Annotated in this window: 17 protein-coding genes and 1 tRNA gene; 8 read left to right on the top strand and 10 right to left on the bottom strand. The window is 59.2% G+C overall.

The features are described from left to right. Positions 1-42: 42 nt before the first annotated feature. Positions 43-1,197, top strand: coding sequence for a DNA polymerase IV (dinB, locus tag ACIROY_RS06135; protein WP_402340539.1), 1,155 nt, complete (start codon positions 43-45; stop codon positions 1,195-1,197). Positions 1,198-1,304: 107 nt separating this feature from the next. After that, on the top strand, positions 1,305-2,237 hold the full coding sequence (locus ACIROY_RS06130) for a recombination-associated protein RdgC (protein ID WP_402340536.1): 933 nt from the start codon (positions 1,305-1,307) through the stop codon (positions 2,235-2,237). 88 nt (positions 2,238-2,325) lie between these two features. Here ACIROY_RS06130 and ACIROY_RS06125 read toward each other — a convergent pair whose 3' ends face one another. Beyond that, complete coding sequence (locus ACIROY_RS06125) at positions 2,326-2,958, bottom strand: TetR/AcrR family transcriptional regulator (RefSeq protein WP_402277315.1); 633 nt, start codon at positions 2,956-2,958, stop codon at positions 2,326-2,328. Between the two features lie 346 nt (positions 2,959-3,304). On the opposite strand from ACIROY_RS06125, the gene fusA reads away from it, so the two are divergent. Further along, a complete protein-coding gene (gene fusA, locus ACIROY_RS06120; RefSeq protein ID WP_402340533.1) occupies positions 3,305-5,413 on the top strand; it encodes an elongation factor G in 2,109 nt (702 codons plus the stop codon). A gap of 262 nt (positions 5,414-5,675) precedes the next feature. Here fusA and ACIROY_RS06115 read toward each other — a convergent pair. Continuing rightward, positions 5,676-5,752: transfer RNA gene (locus tag ACIROY_RS06115), tRNA-Asp, on the bottom strand. Between the two features lie 77 nt (positions 5,753-5,829). Beyond that, positions 5,830-6,426 carry a nitroreductase family protein gene (locus ACIROY_RS06110; RefSeq protein ID WP_402277319.1) on the bottom strand — a complete coding sequence of 199 codons (597 nt, stop codon included), beginning with the start codon at positions 6,424-6,426 and terminating at the stop codon, positions 5,830-5,832. Between the two features lie 242 nt (positions 6,427-6,668). On the opposite strand from ACIROY_RS06110, the gene ACIROY_RS06105 reads away from it, so the two are divergent. Further along, positions 6,669-6,860: a hypothetical protein gene (locus ACIROY_RS06105; protein WP_053195427.1), complete on the top strand. Its 192-nt coding sequence runs from the start codon at positions 6,669-6,671 to the stop codon at positions 6,858-6,860. 206 nt (positions 6,861-7,066) lie between these two features. On the opposite strand, the gene mnmE is transcribed toward ACIROY_RS06105, so the two are convergent. From mnmE to rpmH, 5 genes are all read right to left on the bottom strand, one after another. After that, entirely contained in the window at positions 7,067-8,473 is a 1,407-nt protein-coding gene (mnmE, locus tag ACIROY_RS06100; protein ID WP_402340530.1) for a tRNA uridine-5-carboxymethylaminomethyl(34) synthesis GTPase MnmE, read from the bottom strand. A gap of 105 nt (positions 8,474-8,578) precedes the next feature. Continuing rightward, positions 8,579-10,231: a membrane protein insertase YidC gene (yidC, locus tag ACIROY_RS06095; RefSeq protein ID WP_402340527.1), complete on the bottom strand. Its 1,653-nt coding sequence runs from the start codon at positions 10,229-10,231 to the stop codon at positions 8,579-8,581. Between the two features lie 19 nt (positions 10,232-10,250). Further along, on the bottom strand, positions 10,251-10,520 hold the full coding sequence (gene yidD / locus ACIROY_RS06090; RefSeq protein WP_402340524.1) for a membrane protein insertion efficiency factor YidD: 270 nt from the start codon (positions 10,518-10,520) through the stop codon (positions 10,251-10,253). Then, complete coding sequence (rnpA, locus tag ACIROY_RS06085; RefSeq protein ID WP_116434435.1) at positions 10,520-10,930, bottom strand: ribonuclease P protein component; 411 nt, start codon at positions 10,928-10,930, stop codon at positions 10,520-10,522. The genes yidD and rnpA overlap by 1 nt, the downstream gene beginning before the upstream one ends. A gap of 37 nt (positions 10,931-10,967) precedes the next feature. Then, positions 10,968-11,105 carry a 50S ribosomal protein L34 gene (gene rpmH / locus ACIROY_RS06080; protein ID WP_006461360.1) on the bottom strand — a complete coding sequence of 46 codons (138 nt, stop codon included), beginning with the start codon at positions 11,103-11,105 and terminating at the stop codon, positions 10,968-10,970. A 1,000-nt stretch (positions 11,106-12,105) separates the two neighbouring features. On the opposite strand from rpmH, the gene ACIROY_RS06075 reads away from it, so the two are divergent. From ACIROY_RS06075 to ACIROY_RS06060, 4 genes are all read left to right on the top strand, one after another. Beyond that, the gene (locus ACIROY_RS06075; protein ID WP_402277324.1) at positions 12,106-14,028 is read left to right on the top strand and encodes a PrkA family serine protein kinase; all 1,923 of its coding nucleotides are present in this window, start codon (positions 12,106-12,108) and stop codon (positions 14,026-14,028) included. A 153-nt stretch (positions 14,029-14,181) separates the two neighbouring features. Next, a complete protein-coding gene (locus ACIROY_RS06070; RefSeq protein ID WP_402277325.1) occupies positions 14,182-15,447 on the top strand; it encodes a YeaH/YhbH family protein in 1,266 nt (421 codons plus the stop codon). Next, the gene (locus tag ACIROY_RS06065; RefSeq protein WP_402277326.1) at positions 15,444-17,006 is read left to right on the top strand and encodes a SpoVR family protein; all 1,563 of its coding nucleotides are present in this window, start codon (positions 15,444-15,446) and stop codon (positions 17,004-17,006) included. The genes ACIROY_RS06070 and ACIROY_RS06065 overlap by 4 nt, the downstream gene beginning before the upstream one ends. 40 nt (positions 17,007-17,046) lie before the next feature. Beyond that, on the top strand, positions 17,047-17,661 hold the full coding sequence (locus ACIROY_RS06060) for an LON peptidase substrate-binding domain-containing protein (RefSeq protein ID WP_116434441.1): 615 nt from the start codon (positions 17,047-17,049) through the stop codon (positions 17,659-17,661). Between the two features lie 6 nt (positions 17,662-17,667). Here the strand turns inward: ACIROY_RS06060 and ACIROY_RS06055 are convergent, their stop codons facing one another. Together ACIROY_RS06055 and ACIROY_RS06050 are read right to left on the bottom strand one after the other, a co-directional pair. Further along, positions 17,668-18,348: a MarC family protein gene (locus ACIROY_RS06055; protein WP_016834912.1), complete on the bottom strand. Its 681-nt coding sequence runs from the start codon at positions 18,346-18,348 to the stop codon at positions 17,668-17,670. Between the two features lie 99 nt (positions 18,349-18,447). Continuing rightward, positions 18,448-19,632 (bottom strand): MFS transporter, encoded by a 1,185-nt coding sequence (locus ACIROY_RS06050; protein WP_402277695.1) that lies wholly within the window; start codon positions 19,630-19,632, stop codon positions 18,448-18,450. Positions 19,633-19,878 lie beyond the last annotated feature (246 nt).

Genomic DNA, 19,878 nt, shown 5'->3' with positions numbered 1-19,878 from the left:
GTACGGCAATGCGCCGTGCTCAAGTTATCTCAACCGAACTTCATGACTGCCAACGCCCGCCGCATTGCGCACCTCGACATGGATGCGTTCTATGCATCGGTGGAGTTGCTGCGCTATCCGGAATTGCGCGGCCGGGCCGTGGTCATCGGCGGCCGCTCGGTGCACCAGCCGGTGATGCGCGAAGACGGTACGCGCGAGTTTTCCATCCTGCGCGACTACGTCGGGCGTGGTGTCATCACTACCTCCACCTATGAAGCGCGCGCTCTCGGCGTGTTTTCCGCCATGGGCATGATGAAGGCGGCGCAGCTGGCGCCCGACGCCGTCCTGCTGCCGGTGGATTTCGATTCTTATCGTCACTATTCCCGGCTGTTCAAGAAGGCCGTTGCGAGTATCGCCCCGCTGATCGAGGATCGCGGGATTGATGAAATCTACATCGACCTCAGCGAACACGACGAAGAAACGCGCGCACTGGCCACGCGCATCAAGAACGCCGTCAACGAAACCACCGGTCTGTCGTGCTCGATCGGAATCGCCCCCAACAAGCTGCTCGCCAAAATCTGCTCAGACCTGGAAAAACCCAACGGCCTGACCATCCTGACCATGGCCGACGTGCCCACGCGCATCTGGCCGCTGCCGGCGCGCAAGATCAACGGCATCGGTCCCAAGGCGGCCGAGAAGCTGACCGCGCTCGGCATCCTCACCATCGGCGACCTGGCGCGCACCGACGCCGGCCTGTTGCAGGATCATTTCGGCCGCAGCTATTCGGCCTGGCTCGGCAATGTTGCGCAAGGCATCGATGACCGGCCGGTCACGACCAGCTCGGAGCCGAAGTCGATCAGCCGCGAAACCACCTTCGAGCGCGACCTGCATGCGCGTCATGACCGCGACAAGCTGTCCGAAATTTTCACCGCGCTGTGCACGCGCGTGTCGGAAGACCTGCACCGCAAGGGTTATCTTGGACGCACCATCGGCATCAAGCTGCGCTACGCCGATTTCTCTACGGTGACGCGCGATGTCACCTTGCCGGCATCCGTGAACGACCCCGCCGCGATCCGGCGCGCCGCCGGCGAATGCCTGCGGCGGGTGCCGCTGGAGCAGCGCATCCGGCTGCTGGGCGTGCGCGTGGGAGCCCTGTCGAAGAACGACGGCGCGCCCGAACGCGAGGATTTTTCGCAAGGCGAACTCGGGTTCGAATAGCCGAATCAGGCTGCATGCGGCCTGCGCCAGCGCACGCAGATAAAGTCGGCGGGAATATCGGAGGCCCCTCAAGCTGCGTGTAAAATGGACGCTTTTGCCAGAACGCCATGTGGTTTAAGAACCTTCAGATTTATCGCCTTCCGGCCCCTTGGGCCATCAGCGCCGACCAGCTCGAATCCAATCTCGCTCCGCAGGCCTTTGCCGCCTGCTCCAGCCTGGAAATGCAGTCGCAGGGCTGGGTTTCGCCGCGCGGCAACGAACGCCTGGTGCATGTCGTCAATCGTCAGTTCCTGCTCAAGCTGGACACTGAAAAGAAACTGCTGCCGAGCACCGTGATCAATCAGGTGACCAAGGCGCGCGCCGCCGAGTTGGAAGAACAACAAGGTTTCGCGCCGGGCCGCAAGCAGACCAAGGAATTGAAAGAGCAGGTCACCGATGAGTTGCTGCCGCGCGCCTTCAGCATCGTGCGCAGCACCTGGACCTGGATCGACCCGGTCAACGGCTGGCTGATCGTCGATGCCGGCAGCCCCGGCAAGGCTGAAGAAGTGTTGAAGCTGCTGCTCAAGGCGATCCCGAAGTTCCCGCTGGAAACGCTGCGCACGGTGCGCTCACCCTTGTCGTCGATGACCGACTGGCTGGCCTCGGACGAAGCGCCGAGCGGCTTCACCGTCGATCAGGACACCGAACTGCGTGCCAGCGGCGACAGCAAGGCGACCGTACGCTTCGTGCGCCACACGCTGGAGCCGGAAGACGTGCAGCGCCACATCGAATCGGGCAAGCAATGCACGCGCCTGGCGCTGACCTGGAACGACCGCGTGTCGTTCGTGCTGACCGAAAACCTGAGCGTGAAGAAGATCACGCCGCTGGACGTGTTGAAGGAAGACAGCGACGTCACATCGAAGAACGACGACGAGCGTTTTGACAGCGACTTCATGTTGATGACCGGGGAAGTCAGCAAGATGCTGGCCGACCTGATCGAAGCGCTGGGTGGACAATTGCGCGAGAACGACGGCTCTGCGGCACTGGCTGCTGCGGCCTGATTCGTCTCTGCCAATTCCGCCAACGAACAACGCCGGGCGATCGCAAGATCGGCCCGGCGTTTTTGATGGCGCTGCGGAATTCTGCTGTCTATTGCACTGTGCGCTTTTTCTTCGGCGTAACCAGCACCGCATCGAGCGCCTTCATGGCGTGACAGATGGTGCCGGCCAGACGCTCGCAGCTGACGCCGTCGCGCGCGCTCAGCGACAGGCCGTGCAGGACGGCGGTGTAAAAATCGGCCAGGCCGTCGATGTCGGCGTCGGCGCTCACTTCATTCTGCTCCTGCGCCTTGCGGAAACGCTTGACCAGCTCCTGCCGCTTCTTCTGGCGGCGCACCGTCATTTCTTCGGCATGGGCGGCATTTTCAGGGGCGCAATTGATGGCCGAGACGACCACCATGCAGCCCTTGCCGTTGGCCGGGTCGGCATACAACGCGACGCTGGTTTGCAACATGTTGTGCAAATCCTCGCGCATGCCCTTGCCCTCTTTCAAGGCGTTGATCGGCCCGATGGCGGTGGTTGCCGAATAGAAATCGATGGCTTCGCGGAACAGCGCATTCTTGTCGCCGAACGCGGCGTACAGGCTCGGCGCCTTGACGCCGATGGCGGCCGTCAGGTCGGCCATGGTGGTGCCTTCGTAACCCTTGTTCCAAAAAACCTGCATTGCCAGGCGTAACGCTTCGTCTCGGTCGAAACTGCGCGGCCGCCCTCTTGTTTGCTGCATGGGAATTCTCCTTTTTTACAACGACTGCATGGGATATCAACGCCCAGTGTAGCTTAATATAACTTGAATTACAAAAATACCTTGACAAGATTTTCAGTGAAAATCTATTATGTAACACGCATTACATAAATACAAACTATGATGATGCGCAGGCTTCCGGTCTTGCTGTTGTCTTGCAGGAAAGAAAGCCGCCAGAAGAACCTGGGAAGAATTGCAGTTCGGACTTTCAGCGCCGATCAGCCAGTACGGCGGACAGCATAGGATGCAAAAATATGCGCATAATGTGACTCCGCCGCGATTGCTTTCTGCCGGTTCCATCCAACGATGCAACGAAAAGGAAAATGTCATGACACGCAAGACCCGTATAGAACATTACCGGAACATTGGTATCAGTGCGCACATCGATGCCGGTAAAACCACCACCACCGAGCGCATCCTGTTTTATACCGGCGTCAATCACAAGATTGGCGAAGTGCATGACGGCGCTGCGACCATGGACTGGATGGAGCAGGAGCAGGAACGCGGCATCACCATCACCTCCGCGGCCACCACCGCCTTCTGGAAAGGCATGGCCGGCAATTATCCGGAACACCGCATCAACATCATCGACACGCCGGGCCACGTCGACTTCACCATCGAAGTCGAACGCTCGATGCGCGTTCTCGACGGCGCGGTCATGGTCTACGACTCGGTCGGCGGCGTGCAGCCGCAATCCGAAACCGTGTGGCGCCAGGCGAACAAATATGGCGTGCCGCGCATGGCCTTCGTCAACAAGATGGACCGTATCGGCGCGGACTTTTTCCGCGTGCAGAAACAGATCGGCGACCGCCTGAAAGGCAATGCCGTGCCGATCCAGATTCCGATCGGTGCGGAAGACCATTTCCAGGGCGTGATCGATCTGGTCAAGATGAAAGCGATCATCTGGGATGAAGCCAGCCAGGGCGTGAAGTTCGAATACCAGCCGATTCCGGTCGAGCTGGAAGAGACTGCGCGCGAGTGGCACGACAAGATGATCGAACAGGCCGCCGAAGCCAATGAACAGCTGCTGGAAAAATACCTCAGCGGCACGCCGCTGACCGAAGAAGACGTCAAGCACGGCCTGCGCCTGCGCACCATCGCCGGCGAGATCGTGCCGATGCTGGCCGGCAGCGCTTTCAAGAACAAGGGCGTGCAAGCCATGCTCGACGCCGTGATCGATTACCTGCCGTCGCCGATCGACGTGCCGGCGATCAAGGGTCACGATGAAGACGACAATGAGATTGAACGCCACCCTTCCGATGACGAAAAATTCTCGGCGCTGGCGTTCAAGATCATGACCGACCCGTTCGTCGGCCAGTTGGTTTTCTTCCGTGCGTATTCGGGCATGGTCAATTCCGGCGACACCGTCTACAACCCGATCAAGGGCAAGAAGGAACGCCTCGGCCGCATCCTGCAAATGCATGCGAATGAGCGCAAGGAAATCAAGGAAGTGTATGCAGGCGACATCGCGGCTGCGGTCGGGCTGAAGGATGTCACCACCGGCGACACGCTGACCGATCCGGATCACGTGATCATCCTGGAACGCATGGTCTTCCCTGAGCCGGTGATTTCGCAGGCAGTGGAACCGAAGACCAAGGCCGACCAGGAAAAGATGGGCATCGCCCTGAATCGCCTGGCGCAGGAAGATCCATCGTTCCGCGTGCGTACCGATGAGGAATCGGGCCAGACCATCATTTCCGGCATGGGCGAGCTGCATCTGGAAATCCTGGTCGATCGCATGAAGCGCGAGTTCAACGTCGAAGCCACCGTCGGCAAGCCGCAGGTGGCTTACCGCGAAGCGATTCGCAAGACGATTGAAGATGTCGAAGGCAAATTCGTCAAGCAATCCGGCGGACGCGGCCAGTACGGCCACGTGGTGCTGAAGCTGGAACCGCTGCCGCCTGGTACAGGCTACGAGTTTGTTGACGCCATCAAGGGCGGCGTGGTGCCGCGCGAATTCATTCCGGCGGTCGACAAGGGCATCCAGGAAACACTGGGCAGCGGCGTGCTGGCCGGTTATCCGGTGGTCGACATCCGTGCGACGCTGACCTTCGGTTCTTACCATGACGTCGACTCGAACGAAAATGCCTTCCGCATGGCCGGTTCGATGGCGTTCAAGGAAGGCATGCGCCGGGCCAATCCGGTGCTGCTGGAGCCGATGATGGCGGTCGAGGTGGAAACGCCGGAAGACTACGCCGGCAGCGTGATGGGCGATCTCTCGTCACGACGCGGCATGGTGCAGGGCATGGATGAAATTGCCGGTGGCGGCGGCAAGATCATCAAGGCCGAAGTGCCGCTGTCGGAGATGTTCGGGTACTCGACTTCCTTGCGTTCGGCGACGCAGGGGCGCGCTACTTACACGATGGAGTTCAAGCATTATGCCGAGGCGCCGCGGCATGTGATTGAGCAGTTGAGTACGGAGAGGAAGGGGAAGTAAACTCGACTAAACTCTTTGACTCTTGTACGACGTAAAAGCCCCGCTTAGTTTGCACTAAGCGGGGCTTTTACTTTTGCGGGGCATTGGGGCTCGCCTACGTTCCGCAGGCCGCCGATTCGCTTGCAAGCGAATCCCTTCGAGCCCCGCCGAGAGCCGCGCAGGCGGCTCTCTCCGCTCCGCATAATGCATGCCCTTCGGGCATGAATATGAAAATACAAACAAAAACGCCTGCTTAGTTTGCACTAAGCAGGCGTTTGTGTTTTGGCGGAGCGGACGGGGCTCGAACCCGCGACCCCCGGCGTGACAGGCCGGTATTCTAACCAACTGAACTACCACTCCAGATCTGGTTTTCAGTCTCGCTGAAAGACCGCAATTATAGCGGAGCTTTTCCAGGAATTCCAGTACTTTTCTACAAATTAACCCTGAAATTTACCTTCAAACGCCAATTTGCTCAGCGGCTCGCGCGGAGACGGCAGTTCGCGGGCTTGCAGGCCTTCCGGAAGGATCGATTTGTCGCCGATTTTACCGATCGCAACTGCAGCTTCAATGGCGAAGTCAGCGGGAATGCCCAGTTCGGTTCGGGTTTTTTCCTTATCGAAACCTGCCATGCCGTGTGCATGCCAACCCGACAGGCTCGCTTGCAGCGCCAGGTAGGCCCAAGCCGAACCGGCGTCGAAGGAATGTGTCGGCGCAGGTCCCGGCGCAGCGGCACCGGGCGGCGTGAAGGTGGTCTTGGACAACACGATGATCAGCACCGAGGCCTTGTCCGCCCAGCTGCGGTTGAAGTCGTTGAGCAAGCCCAGCAGGCTGTCCCATTGCGGCGTGCCGCGACGCGCGTAGACGAAGCGCCATGGCTGCGAATTGTAGGACGACGGCGCCCAGCGTGCGGCTTCGAGGAAACTCAGCACGGTTTCTTCGGAGATGTCGGCGCCGGTGTAGGCGCGCGGCGACCAGCGGTTCAGGAATTGTGGATCGATGGGATGATCGGCAACGCGTGGGTTGGTTTGCGACATGAAGACTCCTGAAAAATGGGAAAGATGCTGCTCTGCGGCATCGGGCAGAGGGGCATCTTAGCAGTTGTTTTCAGGCTCTGCAGGCGACGTGAAAAAGTGCGTCGGTATAGCGCCGGTTTGCATTTTTCAGCAGATGAACAAGCTGCAGAAGGATCCAATGATGTGTCGCAAAAACCGCCACCGTATTGCGCTGCCGGACCACCGTGCTACCATTCCCTCACAAAAATGAGATGGAGACAAACATGAACATACTCAGAGAAGCCGAGCGCGAAGTCTGGGTCGACGGCACGATTTACCAGTTCAAATCGAAAGTGGAAGCCAGCGGCTTCGAAGACATGTGCCGCGCCATCGGCAAGCTGCATAACGCGCTGCAATTGTATCCGCCGGCGGCCATCCTGCAGACCGCGCCGCACGATCGTTCCGAAGAAGTCTGACGCGCCGTTCACGCTATCAGCGTCGCCCAGAAAAAAACCCGCGGCCTTGCGGCGCGCGGGTTAAATCCAATCCTCAGGGGGGTGATGAATTGGAGGGGAGGGAGTGCTCAAGATAACGCCCCCTTCCCTGCTCACCTATGGTTTTTACACCCTGTAACATCCGTTACAGGATTGTGTTCGCATACTTCCCCGCAGGTCGCGCCACCTTATTTACCGATGCAGAAGCGCGAGAAAATCACGCCCAGCAGATCATCCGGCGTGAACTTGCCGGTGATGCTGCTCAGGCGCTCCTGCGCCAGGCGCAATTCTTCCGCAAACAAATCCAGAGACTTGTCGCTGGCCTGATTGTCGACCGAGGCGTGCATGGCGGCGCTTTCCAGATAGTCGCGCGCGGACTTCAAGGCGATCAGATGGCGTTCGCGTGCGAGGTAGCGCGATTCCACCGTCTGCTGCCAGCCGGCGATGCGCAGCAATTCGCCGCGCAGCAAGTCGATGCCGACCTGGTCGGTGGCGGACAGGTAAATATGCGTGGCGTCCGACATCTTGTCGACCGCGGGCTTGTGGCCGGAGCGGTCGATCTTGTTCCAGATGCGGATGACCGGCACGCCGTCGGGGAAACGCTCGGTGATCTTTTCATCTTCCAGTGTCGGACCGCGGTCGGCGTCGAGCATGTGCAGGATGACATCGGCCTTGGCGACTTCGCCCCAGGTGCGTTCGATGCCGATGCGCTCAACTTCGTCGGGGCCGCTGCCATCTTCATCGGCTTCGCGTATACCGGCGGTATCGATGATGTTGAGCGGCATGCCTTCGATCTGGATGGTCTCGGTAACCTTGTCGCGCGTGGTGCCGGCAATCGGCGTGACGATGGCGACGTCGGAGCCGGCCAGCACGTTCAGCAGCGAGGACTTGCCGACGTTGGGCTTGCCGGCCAGCACGACGTTGAGGCCGTCGCGCAACAGCGCGCCTTGCGAGGCATGCATGAAGACGTCGTCGAGCGTGGCGCGGATGGCGGCGAGCTGGCCGCGGGCGTCGGATTGCTCAAGGAAGTCGATTTCTTCCTCGGGGAAATCCAAGGTTGCCTCGACCAGCATACGCAGATTGGTAACCTTGCTCACCAGATCGTGAATGACCTTGGAGAACGCGCCTGACAGCGATTCCGAAGCCGACTTGGCGGCTGCTTCGGTGGACGCTTCGATCAGGTCGGCGACCGCTTCGGCCTGCGCCAGATCAAGCTTGTCGTTGAGGAAAGCACGCTGGGTGAATTCACCCGGCTCGGCCAGGCGCAGGCCGATGTCGACGCCGGCTTCGAGGCAGCGCGCCAGCAGCATTTGCATGACCACCGGGCCGCCGTGGCCTTGCAGTTCCAGCACATCTTCGCCGGTATAGGAATGCGGCGCCTTGAAGTAGATCGCCAGGCCCTGGTCGATCAGGCTGCCGTCGGCGCGTTTGAACGGCAGATAGCTGGCGTGGCGCGGCGCCAGCGTGCTTTCATCCTTGCCGCAGACGGCCTGTACCAGCGGCCACAGATTTTTACCGGAGAGACGGACCACGCCGATGCCACCGCGTCCGGGGGCGGTGGCGATGGCGGCAATGGGAGAAGTATCGAGAGTCATGATGCGCACTACTTTTCAAAAAATCGGAAAACAGAGACGAAAAAAAAGCCCGTGAAAATCATGCCACGGGCTTTTTCGACTAACAAGTGACTTACAAGCAGGTCGTTAAGCCTTGCCTGTCTGCATTTTTCGGGTGATGACCCATTGCTGCGTGATCGACAGGACGTTGTTCACGACCCAGTACAGCACGAGGCCGGACGGGAAGAAGAAGAACATCACCGAGAACACGATAGGCATGAACATCATGACCTTGGCCTGCACCGGATCCGGAGGGGTCGGGTTGAGCTTGGTCTGGATGAACATCGAGACAGCCATCAGCACCGGCAGGATGTAGAACGGATCAGGTGCGGTCAGATCGTGGATCCAGCCCAACCATGGCGCGCCGCGCATTTCCACGCTGGCCAGCAGCACCCAGTACAACGAAATGAACACCGGGATCTGGATCACGATCGGCAGACAGCCGCCCAGCGGATTGATCTTCTCGGTCTTGTACAGCGACATCATTTCGCGGTTCATCGCCTGCGGATCGCCCTTGTGACGCTCGCGGATCGCGGTCATCTTGGGCGTGACGGCCTTCATCTTGGCCATGCTGCGATAGCTGGCAGCCGACAACGGGAAGAACACCGCCTTGATCAGCATGGTCAGCAGGATGATGGTCCAGCCCCAGTTGCCGACGTAGGCGTGGATGTGGATCATCAGCCAGAAGATCGGCTTGGCGATGATGGTCAGCCAGCCGTAGTCCTTGACCAGCTCCAGGCCCGGAGTGGTCTTTTCCAATACGGACGATTCTTGCGGACCGGAGTACAGGCGCGCGTCCATGGTGACGCTGGCGCCCGGAGCAACTGCGCCCAGCGGCAGGATGTTGCCGACGGCGTACAGGTTGGTGCCGATCTTTTTGGTGAAGATGTCGCGCTGCGCTTTTTCAGGCGGAATGATGGCTGACACGAAATAGTGCTGCACCAGCGCGATCCAGCCGTTGTCGGCCTTGTTGGCGTGCTGTTCCTTGCCTTCTTCGATCTTCTCGAAGGTCAGCTTCTGGAACTTGTCGGTATCGGTGTACACGGCAGGACCGGTGAAGGTGCTGTAGAAGTGCGATTCGCCGCCCGGCTTGTTGCCGTCGCGCACCAGTTGCAGGTACAGCGAAGGAGTGATCGCCGCGGCGCTGTCGTTGGTGACGGTGTGCTTCAGGTCGATCGAGTAGTCGCCGCGCTTGAAGGTGTAGGTCTTGGTCAGCTTGACGCCGTTTTCCTGCGCTTCCAGCACCAGTTGGACTTCGTTGCCGTTGTCCAGCGCGCGTGCGCCCGGCTTGGCGGTGAAGATCGACTTGTGGTTCGGGAACGGACCGCCGATCAGGCCGGATTCAGCCAGATAGGTGTGACCGGCGCTCGAATCGAACAAGACCAGGTTCTTGGTCGGATCGACGGTGTCGCGGTGCTTCAGCAGTTCCAGACGCTTGAGTTCGCCGCCGACGGTATCGATGTCGGCCTTGACGACGTCGGTCGTGATGGTGATGGTTTCACCCTTGGCGGCAGGCAAGCCGCCTGCAACGTCAGCTGCGCCGGCGGTTGTGCCGGCGGCGCCAGCCGCTTGCGGCACAGGCGATTTGGACGGGTCAGCGCCGGCGGCAGCCGGAGTCGCCTCTTGGGTCGTCGTCGGGAAAAACATCGACGGCTTGCCGTTATGACGTTGCCAGCTATCCCAGAGCAGCAGCAGGGAAAACGAGAAGACAACCCACAGGACGGTACGTTTGATATCCATAAGAGTATTGACCAATAAATCAGGAGTGGCTGCAGCCGCCAGCGGCTACAGTGGGAGAGGAGGAATCTGATGTGGTGGACTCAGGTACCGGATCGAGTCCGCCGGGATGCCAGGGATGGCATTTGCACAGGCGCTTGCCGGCCAGGACGCTACCCTTCCATGCACCGTGGAGGCGGATGGCTTCGGCGGCGTAGTCGGAACAGCTGGGATAAAAACGGCAATTCTGCCCGAGATACGGGCTGACTCCCAGCTTGTAGGCGCGTAACAGCAGGAGCAAAGGCGTTTTCATCACGTATTTTCCGGCTTCCTGGCAAACGCGGTCGCGTTCAGCAAAAATGCAAACAACTGTGACAACTCGTCGCGCAATTCCGCTTTGAGTCTGGCGTTGGTCGCCGGTCCGCTCTTGCTGTTGACCGGTTTCGACAAACGCACGATGCAATCTATCTGGGGCAATGCCAATGCCGTTTGCCGGAACAATTCGCGGGTGACGCGTTTGATCGTGTTCCGGGTGACCGCGCGCGGCGCCATGCGTTTGGCGGCGACGACACCCAGACGCGCTAGCGGCAAGTCGTTGTTGCGCGCGTACAGGACGAAATGGGCAGTCCGATACACCGGTCGCAAACGAAAAACGGATGAAAACTCATCCGTTTTAACGATTCTCTGATCGCGTGAGTAGAGATAGGAACGATCGCCTGTCACACGAACAGCAGCGCACTGATTCTGGCTATTGCCTGGATCAAACAGCTGCCAGGCGCTTGCGGCCCTTGGCGCGGCGTGCGTTGATGACAGCGCGGCCACCACGGGTTGCCATACGGGCACGGAAACCATGGGTACGCTTGCGGCGCACGACGGAAGGTTGGTAGGTACGTTTCATGTTGGACTCGCTTACTTAATCAATAATCGGCAAAAATACTTCGGAATCTCCGCGGAATTTCTGTTTTTTTGCGCGTGCCTCTTCCTGTAGATCAGAGAGGCATTTGAGAGCCGAAACCGCAAGGCCACAGCACGAACGCAATTCAACGGATGGTGAACCCTGAATTAGACTGCATTTTTCACTTGTTTGTCAATGACTTATCTACGCCGGGCTTTCTCTGCGGATCGCTTGCTAACGCGCTGGGGAGAGGGCCGGAGCCGTTTTCCCAGTATGTTCATCGAGGCCATCTATCAAAAATATTGCAAAGCTTGCTGGAAAGCTATCGAATTAGCCGTTGTGAAGCGGTCACATGGTAAAAAAGCAACGTTTCAGGCATGCAATTGAAAAAAGATTTCGGCGTCATTTTGGCCGATACCAGTTCGTTCCTATCTCCATCCTGTCGATGGGATATTTCCCGGCATCAAACTTGCATTGCCTCTTGCGACGGTTTTCGATAACGAAAAATGTGCGCCGCGCGATGTCCGCCGACCTCGTCCGACCAGCGCGCAAAGCCTGCCCCGATTCGCTTGCAAGGCCGCACGCCTGAATTACGTAACAAGGTCAACCGCAGATGACGCTCAACCATTTAATGAACAGGGGAATAGCAAAAACTGCGGCGCACAATTTCGACGCTTTTGCATATCGAAAAGCTGGCTCCGAAAACGACAGTTGTTTTCGACTACGAGAAAATCATTTAGCAGTACGCTGAAACAAAAGCAGCACAATGACTTCAGAAAAAAAGGAATAGAATAAAAACGAAAATTTTGTTTTCCGGTCCAAGTTCATAAGCGCGCACGCATCGTCAGCGCACTGAAAAAAGCATTGGGAATTCCAATGCAGCGCACGATAGTGAAACTGCTGGAGCTGGTCAGGAGCTGATGCTCAGGGAACCGCGGTCGATAAATCTAAAAACATAACGCACGTATTCAATTTGTTGTCTCATTGAAGTTACGGAGGTGGTATGGATATCTACAGCAGCTTTGCGAGTCGCTTTGACAAAACCAGAGAAGAAGAATTTTCGCTTGAAGAGTATCTGAGTCTTTGCAAGAACGATCCGGCTGTGTACGCATCGGCCGCAGAACGCATGCTGATGGCGATCGGCGAACCTGAGAAAGTCGACACGCGCGAAGACCCCCGCTTGTCGCGCTTGTTCGCCAACAAGGTGATCAAGGTCTATCCCGCCTTCAAGGAATTTTACGGCGCGGAAGAAGTGATCGAACAAGTGGTCGCCTATTTCCGCCATGCCTCGCAAGGCCTGGAAGAAAAGAAGCAGATCCTGTATCTGCTGGGCCCGGTCGGCGGCGGCAAGTCGTCCATCGCCGAACGCCTCAAACAGCTCATGGAGCACATCCCGTTCTATTCGATCAAAGGCTCGCCGGTCAATGAATCGCCGTTCGGCCTGTTCGACTACGAAGAAGATGGACAGATCCTCGAAGAGCAGTTCGGCATCCCGCGCCGCTACCTCAAATCCATCCTGAGCCCGTGGGCCGTCAAGCGCCTGCATGAATTCAACGGTGACATCCGCCAGTTCCGCGTGGTCAAGCGCTATCCGTCCATCCTGCGCCAGATCGCGATTTCCAAGACCGAGCCGGGCGACGAAAACAACCAGGACATTTCCACGCTGGTCGGCAAGGTCGACATCCGCAAGCTCGAGCAATACTCGCAGGACGACGCCGACGCCTATAGTTATTCCGGCGGCCTGTGCCTGTCGAACCAGGGCCTGCTGGAGTTCGTCGAAATGTTCAAGGCGCCGATCAAGGTGCTGCATCCGCTGTTGACCGCAACCCAGGAAGGCAACTTCAAGGGCACCGAAGGCTTCGGCGCGATTCCTTTCGACGGCGTCATCCTGGCCCACTCCAACGAATCGGAGTGGAAGGCCTTCCGCAACAACAAGAACAACGAAGCGCTGCTTGATCGTATCTATATCGTCAAGGTGCCGTACTGCCTGCGCGTATCGGAAGAAATCCGGATCTACGAAAAACTGCTGCGCACCTCCTCGCTGGCCAAGGCCGTCTGCGCACCTGGCACGCTGAAGATGATGGCGCAGTTCTCGATTCTGACGCGTCTGGGCGAGCCGGAGAACTCCAGCCTGATCTCCAAGATGCAGGTGTATGACGGCGAAAACCTGAAAGACACCGACCCCAAGGCCAAGTCGTATCAGGAATACCGCGACTACGCCGGCGTCGACGAAGGCATGACCGGCATCTCGACGCGGTTCGCGTTCAAGATCCTGTCGCGCGTATTCAACTTCGACACCACCGAGATCGCGGCCAATCCGGTGCACCTGATGTACATATTGGAGCAGCAGATCGAGCGCGAGCAGTTCCCGCCCGAGCAGGAGCAAAAATACCTGTCCTTCGTCAAGGATACGCTGGCCTCGCGCTATGCAGAATTCATCGGCAAGGAAATCCAGACTGCGTACCTGGAGTCGTACTCGGAATACGGTCAGAACGTGTTCGACCGCTATGTCACCTATGCCGACTTCTGGATCCAGGATCAGGAATTCCGCGATCACGACACGGGCGAGAGCTTCGACCGTGCCTCCCTGAACGCAGAACTGGAAAAGATCGAGAAGCCGGCCGGCATCAGCAATCCGAAAGACTTCCGCAACGAGATCGTCAACTTCGTGCTGCGGGCCCGCGTCAACAACGGCGGCAAGAACCCGCTGTGGACCAGTTACGAAAAGCTGCGCGTGGTGATCGAGAAGAAGATGTTCTCCAACACCGAGGATCTGCTGCCGGTGATCTCCTTCAACGCCAAGGGTTCGACCGAAGAAATGCAAAAGCACGAAGACTTCGTCAATCGCATGGTCAGCAAGGGTTACACGCCGAAGCAGGTGCGCTTGCTGTGCGAATGGTATTTGCGCGTACGCAAATCCTCTTGAACCAGGAACGCGGGTTGCCAATGACAGAACGCGTCAGCTGAAAGCAACCCGCCTTTGGACCTGTTTTCGATCCAAGCGCGAGACCGTCAGCCGGTGTCGGATCAAGGGCTCGCAGCGAGATCCAAAGCAGGTCCCCACTAGCGGGAGAAGCACTTGCTCCACCAGATCATCGACCGTAGGCTAGCTGGCAAGAATAAAAGCATCGCCAACCGGGAGCGTTTCCTCAGGCGCTTTCGCAGCGATATCCGGCGTTCCGTTACCGAAGCGGTACGCGACCGCAGCATCAAGGACATCGAAAGCTCCAAGAGCATCACCATTCCGCGCAAGGATATTTCCGAACCGGCCTTCCACCACGGCCGTGGCGGCAAGCGCGAGATTGTGCATCCCGGCAACCAGGATTACCTGCAGGGCGACCGCATTCCGCGTCGCAGCGGCGGCTCGGGCGATGGCGGCAGCACCGCCAGCAATGAAGGCGAGAGCCAGGACGAATTCACCTTCGAACTGTCGCGCGAAGAATTCATGCAGTACTTCTTCGAAGACCTGGAGCTGCCGCGCCTGATTCAGACCAACCTGATGTCGATCCCCAACTGGAAGAACATGCGCGCCGGTTACTCGGTCGACGGTTCGCCCGCCAACATCGACATCGTGCGTTCGCTGCGCAGCTCGCTGGGTCGCCGCATTGCGCTGGGAGGTCCCTTGGTTGCCAAGCTGCGCGAGCTGGAAGAGCAATTGTGCGAGCTCCAGAAGGATCCCGACGACCGGCGCCCGGAAATCCTGCTGCTGGAAGAAGAAATCCATCATCTCAAGGGCCGCATCTGGCGCATCCCTTTCATCGATCCGTTCGACCTGCGTTACGTCAACCGCGTGCGCCAGCCGCAGCCGTCGAGCCGCGCCGTAATGTTCTGCGTGATGGACGTGTCGGGATCGATGGACGAACAGCGCAAGGATTTGTCGAAACGCTTCTTCATCCTCTTGTATCTATTTTTGACGCGCAATTACGAACACATCGAGGTGGTGTTCATCCGCCATCACACGCGCGCCGATGAAGTCGATGAGGAGACCTTCTTCCACTCGCAGGAAAGCGGTGGCACGGTGGTCTCCAGCGCGCTGGAACTGATGCAGGACATCATCAGGACGCGCTATCCATCGAGCGAATGGAACATCTACGGCGCCCAGGCCTCCGACGGCGACAACTGGAACGACGACTCGCCGAAATGCCGCAGCATCCTGGAGGAAACGATCCTGCCAATGTGCCGTTACTTCGCCTATATCCAGGTGGCCGAGCCGGAACAGAACCTGTGGACGGAATACACGCAGTTGTTGCACGAGCATCCGCACTTTGCGATGAAGAAGGTGCAGTCCTCGTCCGAGATCTATCCGGTCTTCCGCGAACTTTTTGAAAAGCAGGTCCATGCATGAATACGCGACTGAACACGCCGCCTGTGCCGCCGACTGCGCCGCCCAAACATGATCCCCTGCCCTGCCCGTCGGATTGGAGCTTCGAGCTGATCGAACGCTACAACGAGGAAATCGCCAAGGTGGCGGCGAGCTACAAGCTGGATATTTATCCGATTCAGCTGGAAATCATTTCCGCCGAACAGATGATGGACGCCTATGCCTCCTCGGGCATGCCGGTCAATTACCGCCACTGGTCGTTCGGCAAGCATTTCCTCGCTACCGAGCGCGACTACAAGCGCGGCCAGATGGGCCTCGCGTACGAGATCGTCATCAATTCCAATCCCTGCATCGCGTATCTGATGGAAGAGAACACCATGACCATGCAGGCGCTGGTGGTGGCGCACGCGGCGTATGGACATAACTCCTTCTTCAAGGGGAATTACCTGTTCCAGCTGTGGACCGACGCCAGCGCCATCATCGACTATCTGGTCTACGCCAAAGGTTACATCGCCGAATGTGAAGAGCGCTACGGCTTCGATCGTGTGGAAGAGCTGCTCGATTCCTGCCACGCGCTGATGAACTACGGCGTCGATCGCTACAAACGCCCGCAGCGGATGTCGCTGGCGCAAGAACGCGCACAGCAGAGTGAACGCGAAGCCTATGCGCAATCCCAGGTCAACGAATTGTGGCGCACCCTGCCGGCGAAAAAGGAAACTGCAGCGGCACAAGTGGACGAGCGCTTCCCACCGGAGCCGCAAGAAAACCTGCTGTATTTCGCCGAAAAGAATGCGCCGCTGCTGGAGTCGTGGGAACGCGAAGTCATTCGCATCGTACGCAAGGTCGGCCAGTATTTTTATCCGCAGCGGCAGACTCAGGTGATGAACGAAGGCTGGGCCACGTTCTGGCATTACACGCTGCTCAACACCATGTACGACCAGGGCAAGCTGACTGACAGCTTCATGATGGAATTCCTGCACTCGCACAGCAACGTGGTGTTCCAGCCGCCGATCACCAAGCCGTATTACAACGGCATCAATCCGTACGCGCTGGGATTCTCCATGATGAGCGATATCCGCCGCATCTGCGAAAACCCGACCGCCGAAGACAAGCAGTGGTTTCCCGACATGGCCGGCAGCAACTGGCTGGACACGCTGCACTATGTGATGCGCAACTTCAAGGACGAGAGCTTCGTCGCGCAATACCTGTCGCCGAAACTGATGCGCGACATGCGCATGTTCGCCGTGCTCGACGATGAGAGCCGCAGCGAGCTGGAAGTCTCGGCGATCCACAACGACAGCGGCTATCAGTACGTACGCCAGGCCTTGTCACGGCAGTACGACATCAACCACCGCGAACCGAATATCCAGGTCTGGTCGGTCAACACGCGCGGCAACCGCAGCCTGACCTTGCGCCATTTCCGCAGCGACGGCCGCTCGCTGGGCGACAGCACCAACGAAGTCCTCCGTCACATGGCGCGACTGTGGCAATTCGACGTCTACCTGGAAAGCGTCGACGACAACGGCTACATCGTGCAGCGCTATGAATGCATCAGCGACAATCGTTACGTTTTGCGCACATAGAGCGGCGCTCTTAGGAAATTACAAAGCATCACCTCACTATATGGAAACCATCCCGCTTTTCCCGCTAGGCTCGGCGCTGTTTCCGGACGGCCGGCTGCCGTTGCAGATCTTCGAAGTCCGCTACCTGGACATGATCAACAAATGCATCGCCAACGGCACTTCGTTCGGCGTGGTCGCGCTGACGGCCGGCAACGAAGTCCGCAAACCCGGCCTGGTCGAGAGCTTCGTGCCGGTTGGCACGCTGGCGCATATCAAGGAGTGGTCGGCGCCGGTGCAGGGCTTGCTGCGCATTTCCTGCAACGGGACGTCGCGCTTCCGCATCGCCGCCAAGGAGCAGTTGAAGCACGGTCTGTGGATGGCGCAGGTGGAGCCGCTGGAGAACGATCAGAGCGTTGCGATTCCCGAGGAGCTGCAGAACACCGTCACCGCACTGATGAATTTGCTGGCGTCGCTGAAGAACCACTCCATTCCGGAGAGCGATATCCCGGTGGCGGCGCCGTATCGTCTCGATGATTGCGGCTGGGTCGCCAACCGCTGGAGCGAAATGCTGCCGATGAGCGTGGAACAGAAGCAAGGCTTGCTGGCGCTCGACAACCCCGTGCTGCGCCTGGAACTGGTGCAGGACCTGCTCGGCGAGCGCGGGTTGCTCCATTGAAAATTTCTACGGCGGCAGCATCCCCGTCTCCACCAGCAAACCGGTGAATCCCGACCAGAAAATCTGGATGCCGATGCACAGCAGGATGAATGCCGACAGCCGCAACACCACCATGGTGCCGAGACGGCCTAGCAGGCTGACGATTTTGTTGGCCGAGCGATAGCACAAGTAGATCACCAGCACCGTCAGCGCCGAGCCGAGCGCCGCGCTGCCGATCGACATGACCCAATCCACCAGCCGCGCCGGCGTGTTCGCGCCGAGCGTGATCGATGCGGCAATCGTGCCGGGGCCGACCGTCAGCGGAAAGCTGATCGGATAGAAGCTGCGCGCCTTCAATTCTTCGTTCGACTCGTCGTCGTAGGCCTTGGCAACCTGCTTGGGAATCGCCGCGTCGTTGCCGCCGTCGCTGAGCAATTTCCAGCCCGACACCGCGACCAGAATGCCGCCGCCAATACGCACGATCGGCAGGGATATCCCGAAGAACGCCAACACGTGTGAGCCGATGAAAATCGCGCCTACCAGCAGGAACCAGCAATTGATCGCCACCTGACGCGCGACGCGGTTTTCGATCTGGCGCGGCACGTCGCCCAACAGGTTAGCGAATACCGGGGCAATGCCGAGCGGATTGAGGATGGGCAAGAGGGTCACCGGAATCAGCAGCACGGCTTTGAGGAAAATGATCAGCATCTGGGGCCCAGGGAAGCAAGGAAACCGCAGGCGGTCGCCTGCATTCCCGTAGCGTAATGCAGGAGCGCCGCCAAATCAAACCGGCCGTGCACTTTGCTGCTACGCGCCTGCAGTCTGCAAACCGCCGCTGCCGCCGCCCTTCTTGCTGCGCAGGGTGCGTCGCAGCAAGAACATGCAGATGCTGAAGTTGAGCAGGTTCCACAGGATGCCGTTGATGAAGGCGGCGTGATACGAGCCGGTCAGGTCGAAGATCTGGCCCGACATCCAGCCGCCCAGCGCCATCCCGAGCATGGTGCACATGATGACGGCGCCGACCCGGCCGCCGGCCTCGGAGGCGGGGAAGTATTCACGCACGATGATGGCGTAGGACGGCACGATGCCGCCCTGGAACAACCCGAACAAGGCCGAGATCACGTACAGCGACACCAGTCCGTCGAACGGCAGGAACAGCAGCAAGGCAATCCCCTGCAGCGCCGAACCGAGCAGCAGCGTGCGCAAGCCGCCGATGCGATCGCAGATCAATCCGGAAATCAGCCGGCTCACGACACCGCACGCCAGCATCAGCGACAGCATCTGCGCGCCGCGCGCGGCGCCGTAGCCGAGGTCGCCGCAGTAAGCGACGATGTGCACCTGAGGCATCGCCATCGCCACGCAACAGGCGATGCCGGCCACGCACAGCAGCAATTGCGCCTTGCCCATCGGCAGGCCGAACGGACGCTCCGAAGTCAGGCTGACGCCATTGCGCGCAGCGGCAGCAACCGCCACGGGCGGACGACGGCGCATCAGCAGCGCCAGCCCGCCCATGACGATGAAGCACACCACGCCGAGGCCAAAATACGTCTGACGCCAGCCCACCGTGTCGACGAAATGCTGCACGATCGGCGGCCAGATCGCGCCGCCCAGGTAATTGCCGCTGGCACATACCGCCACCGCGATGCCGCGCCGGCGCACGAACCACAGCGAGGTATCGGCAATCAGCGGCGAGAAGGTCGCCGAACTGCCGCACAGGCCGATCAACAAGCCGTGTGCGAGTGTGAAAACGATGATGTTGGGGGCCATGCCGGCCAGGATGAAACCAAGGCCCAGGCATACCGCGCCGACCAGCAAGGGAATCATCACGCCGAACCGGTCGGCCAGCTTGCCCATCAGCATGCCGCCGATGCCGAAGCCGATCATCGACAAGGTGTAAGGCATCGACGCCACGCCGCGCGCCACGCCGAATTCGGCCTGCACCGCAGGCAACACGACGGCCACCACATACATGCCGCTGGCGCCGATCACCATCAGCACCAGCGTGATCAGCAGGCGTACAACGGCATAGGATGAGTCGGCGCCGGAATCGCTGTCGGGATTGTCCTTGGAAGGGGGATGTGCTGCTGGGGTGGAAGTCACGCGCGGGTTCTCCGTCTCGTTCAGTTATTTTGTCTCCCGCTATCGAATCGCGACGGCATGATCAATACAACAACGCTATCGTCGATTTAACAGCGGTGGACAGCCTAACACGAGACGCCGGGGCATGCAGGCGAGGCC

This window comes from Herbaspirillum sp. NPDC101396 (assembly GCF_044767365.1).
Lineage (GTDB): Bacteria > Pseudomonadota > Gammaproteobacteria > Burkholderiales > Burkholderiaceae_D > Herbaspirillum.
The sequence above is the reverse complement of the archived record's forward strand: the minus strand, read 5'-3'. Positions and strand labels throughout refer to the sequence as shown.

What these genes read in the sequence shown, in the direction of transcription:
- ACIROY_RS06125 (WP_402277315.1), bottom strand. Translation starts at nt 2,958, where the DNA reads ATGCAGCAAACAAGAGGGCGGCCGCGCAGTTTCGACCGAGACGAAGCG.
- ACIROY_RS06130 (WP_402340536.1), top strand. Translation starts at nt 1,305, where the DNA reads ATGTGGTTTAAGAACCTTCAGATTTATCGCCTTCCGGCCCCTTGGGCC.
- yidD (WP_402340524.1), bottom strand. Translation starts at nt 10,520, where the DNA reads ATGAAAACGCCTTTGCTCCTGCTGTTACGCGCCTACAAGCTGGGAGTC.
- ACIROY_RS06055 (WP_016834912.1), bottom strand. Translation starts at nt 18,348, where the DNA reads ATGCTGATCATTTTCCTCAAAGCCGTGCTGCTGATTCCGGTGACCCTC.
- ACIROY_RS06075 (WP_402277324.1), top strand. Translation starts at nt 12,106, where the DNA reads ATGGATATCTACAGCAGCTTTGCGAGTCGCTTTGACAAAACCAGAGAA.
- ACIROY_RS06065 (WP_402277326.1), top strand. Translation starts at nt 15,444, where the DNA reads ATGAATACGCGACTGAACACGCCGCCTGTGCCGCCGACTGCGCCGCCC.
- ACIROY_RS06060 (WP_116434441.1), top strand. Translation starts at nt 17,047, where the DNA reads ATGGAAACCATCCCGCTTTTCCCGCTAGGCTCGGCGCTGTTTCCGGAC.
- ACIROY_RS06105 (WP_053195427.1), top strand. Translation starts at nt 6,669, where the DNA reads ATGAACATACTCAGAGAAGCCGAGCGCGAAGTCTGGGTCGACGGCACG.
- ACIROY_RS06050 (WP_402277695.1), bottom strand. Translation starts at nt 19,632, where the DNA reads ATGGTGATCGGCGCCAGCGGCATGTATGTGGTGGCCGTCGTGTTGCCT.
- mnmE (WP_402340530.1), bottom strand. Translation starts at nt 8,473, where the DNA reads ATGACTCTCGATACTTCTCCCATTGCCGCCATCGCCACCGCCCCCGGA.
- fusA (WP_402340533.1), top strand. Translation starts at nt 3,305, where the DNA reads ATGACACGCAAGACCCGTATAGAACATTACCGGAACATTGGTATCAGT.
- rpmH (WP_006461360.1), bottom strand. Translation starts at nt 11,105, where the DNA reads ATGAAACGTACCTACCAACCTTCCGTCGTGCGCCGCAAGCGTACCCAT.
- ACIROY_RS06110 (WP_402277319.1), bottom strand. Translation starts at nt 6,426, where the DNA reads ATGTCGCAAACCAACCCACGCGTTGCCGATCATCCCATCGATCCACAA.
- yidC (WP_402340527.1), bottom strand. Translation starts at nt 10,231, where the DNA reads ATGGATATCAAACGTACCGTCCTGTGGGTTGTCTTCTCGTTTTCCCTG.
- dinB (WP_402340539.1), top strand. Translation starts at nt 43, where the DNA reads ATGACTGCCAACGCCCGCCGCATTGCGCACCTCGACATGGATGCGTTC.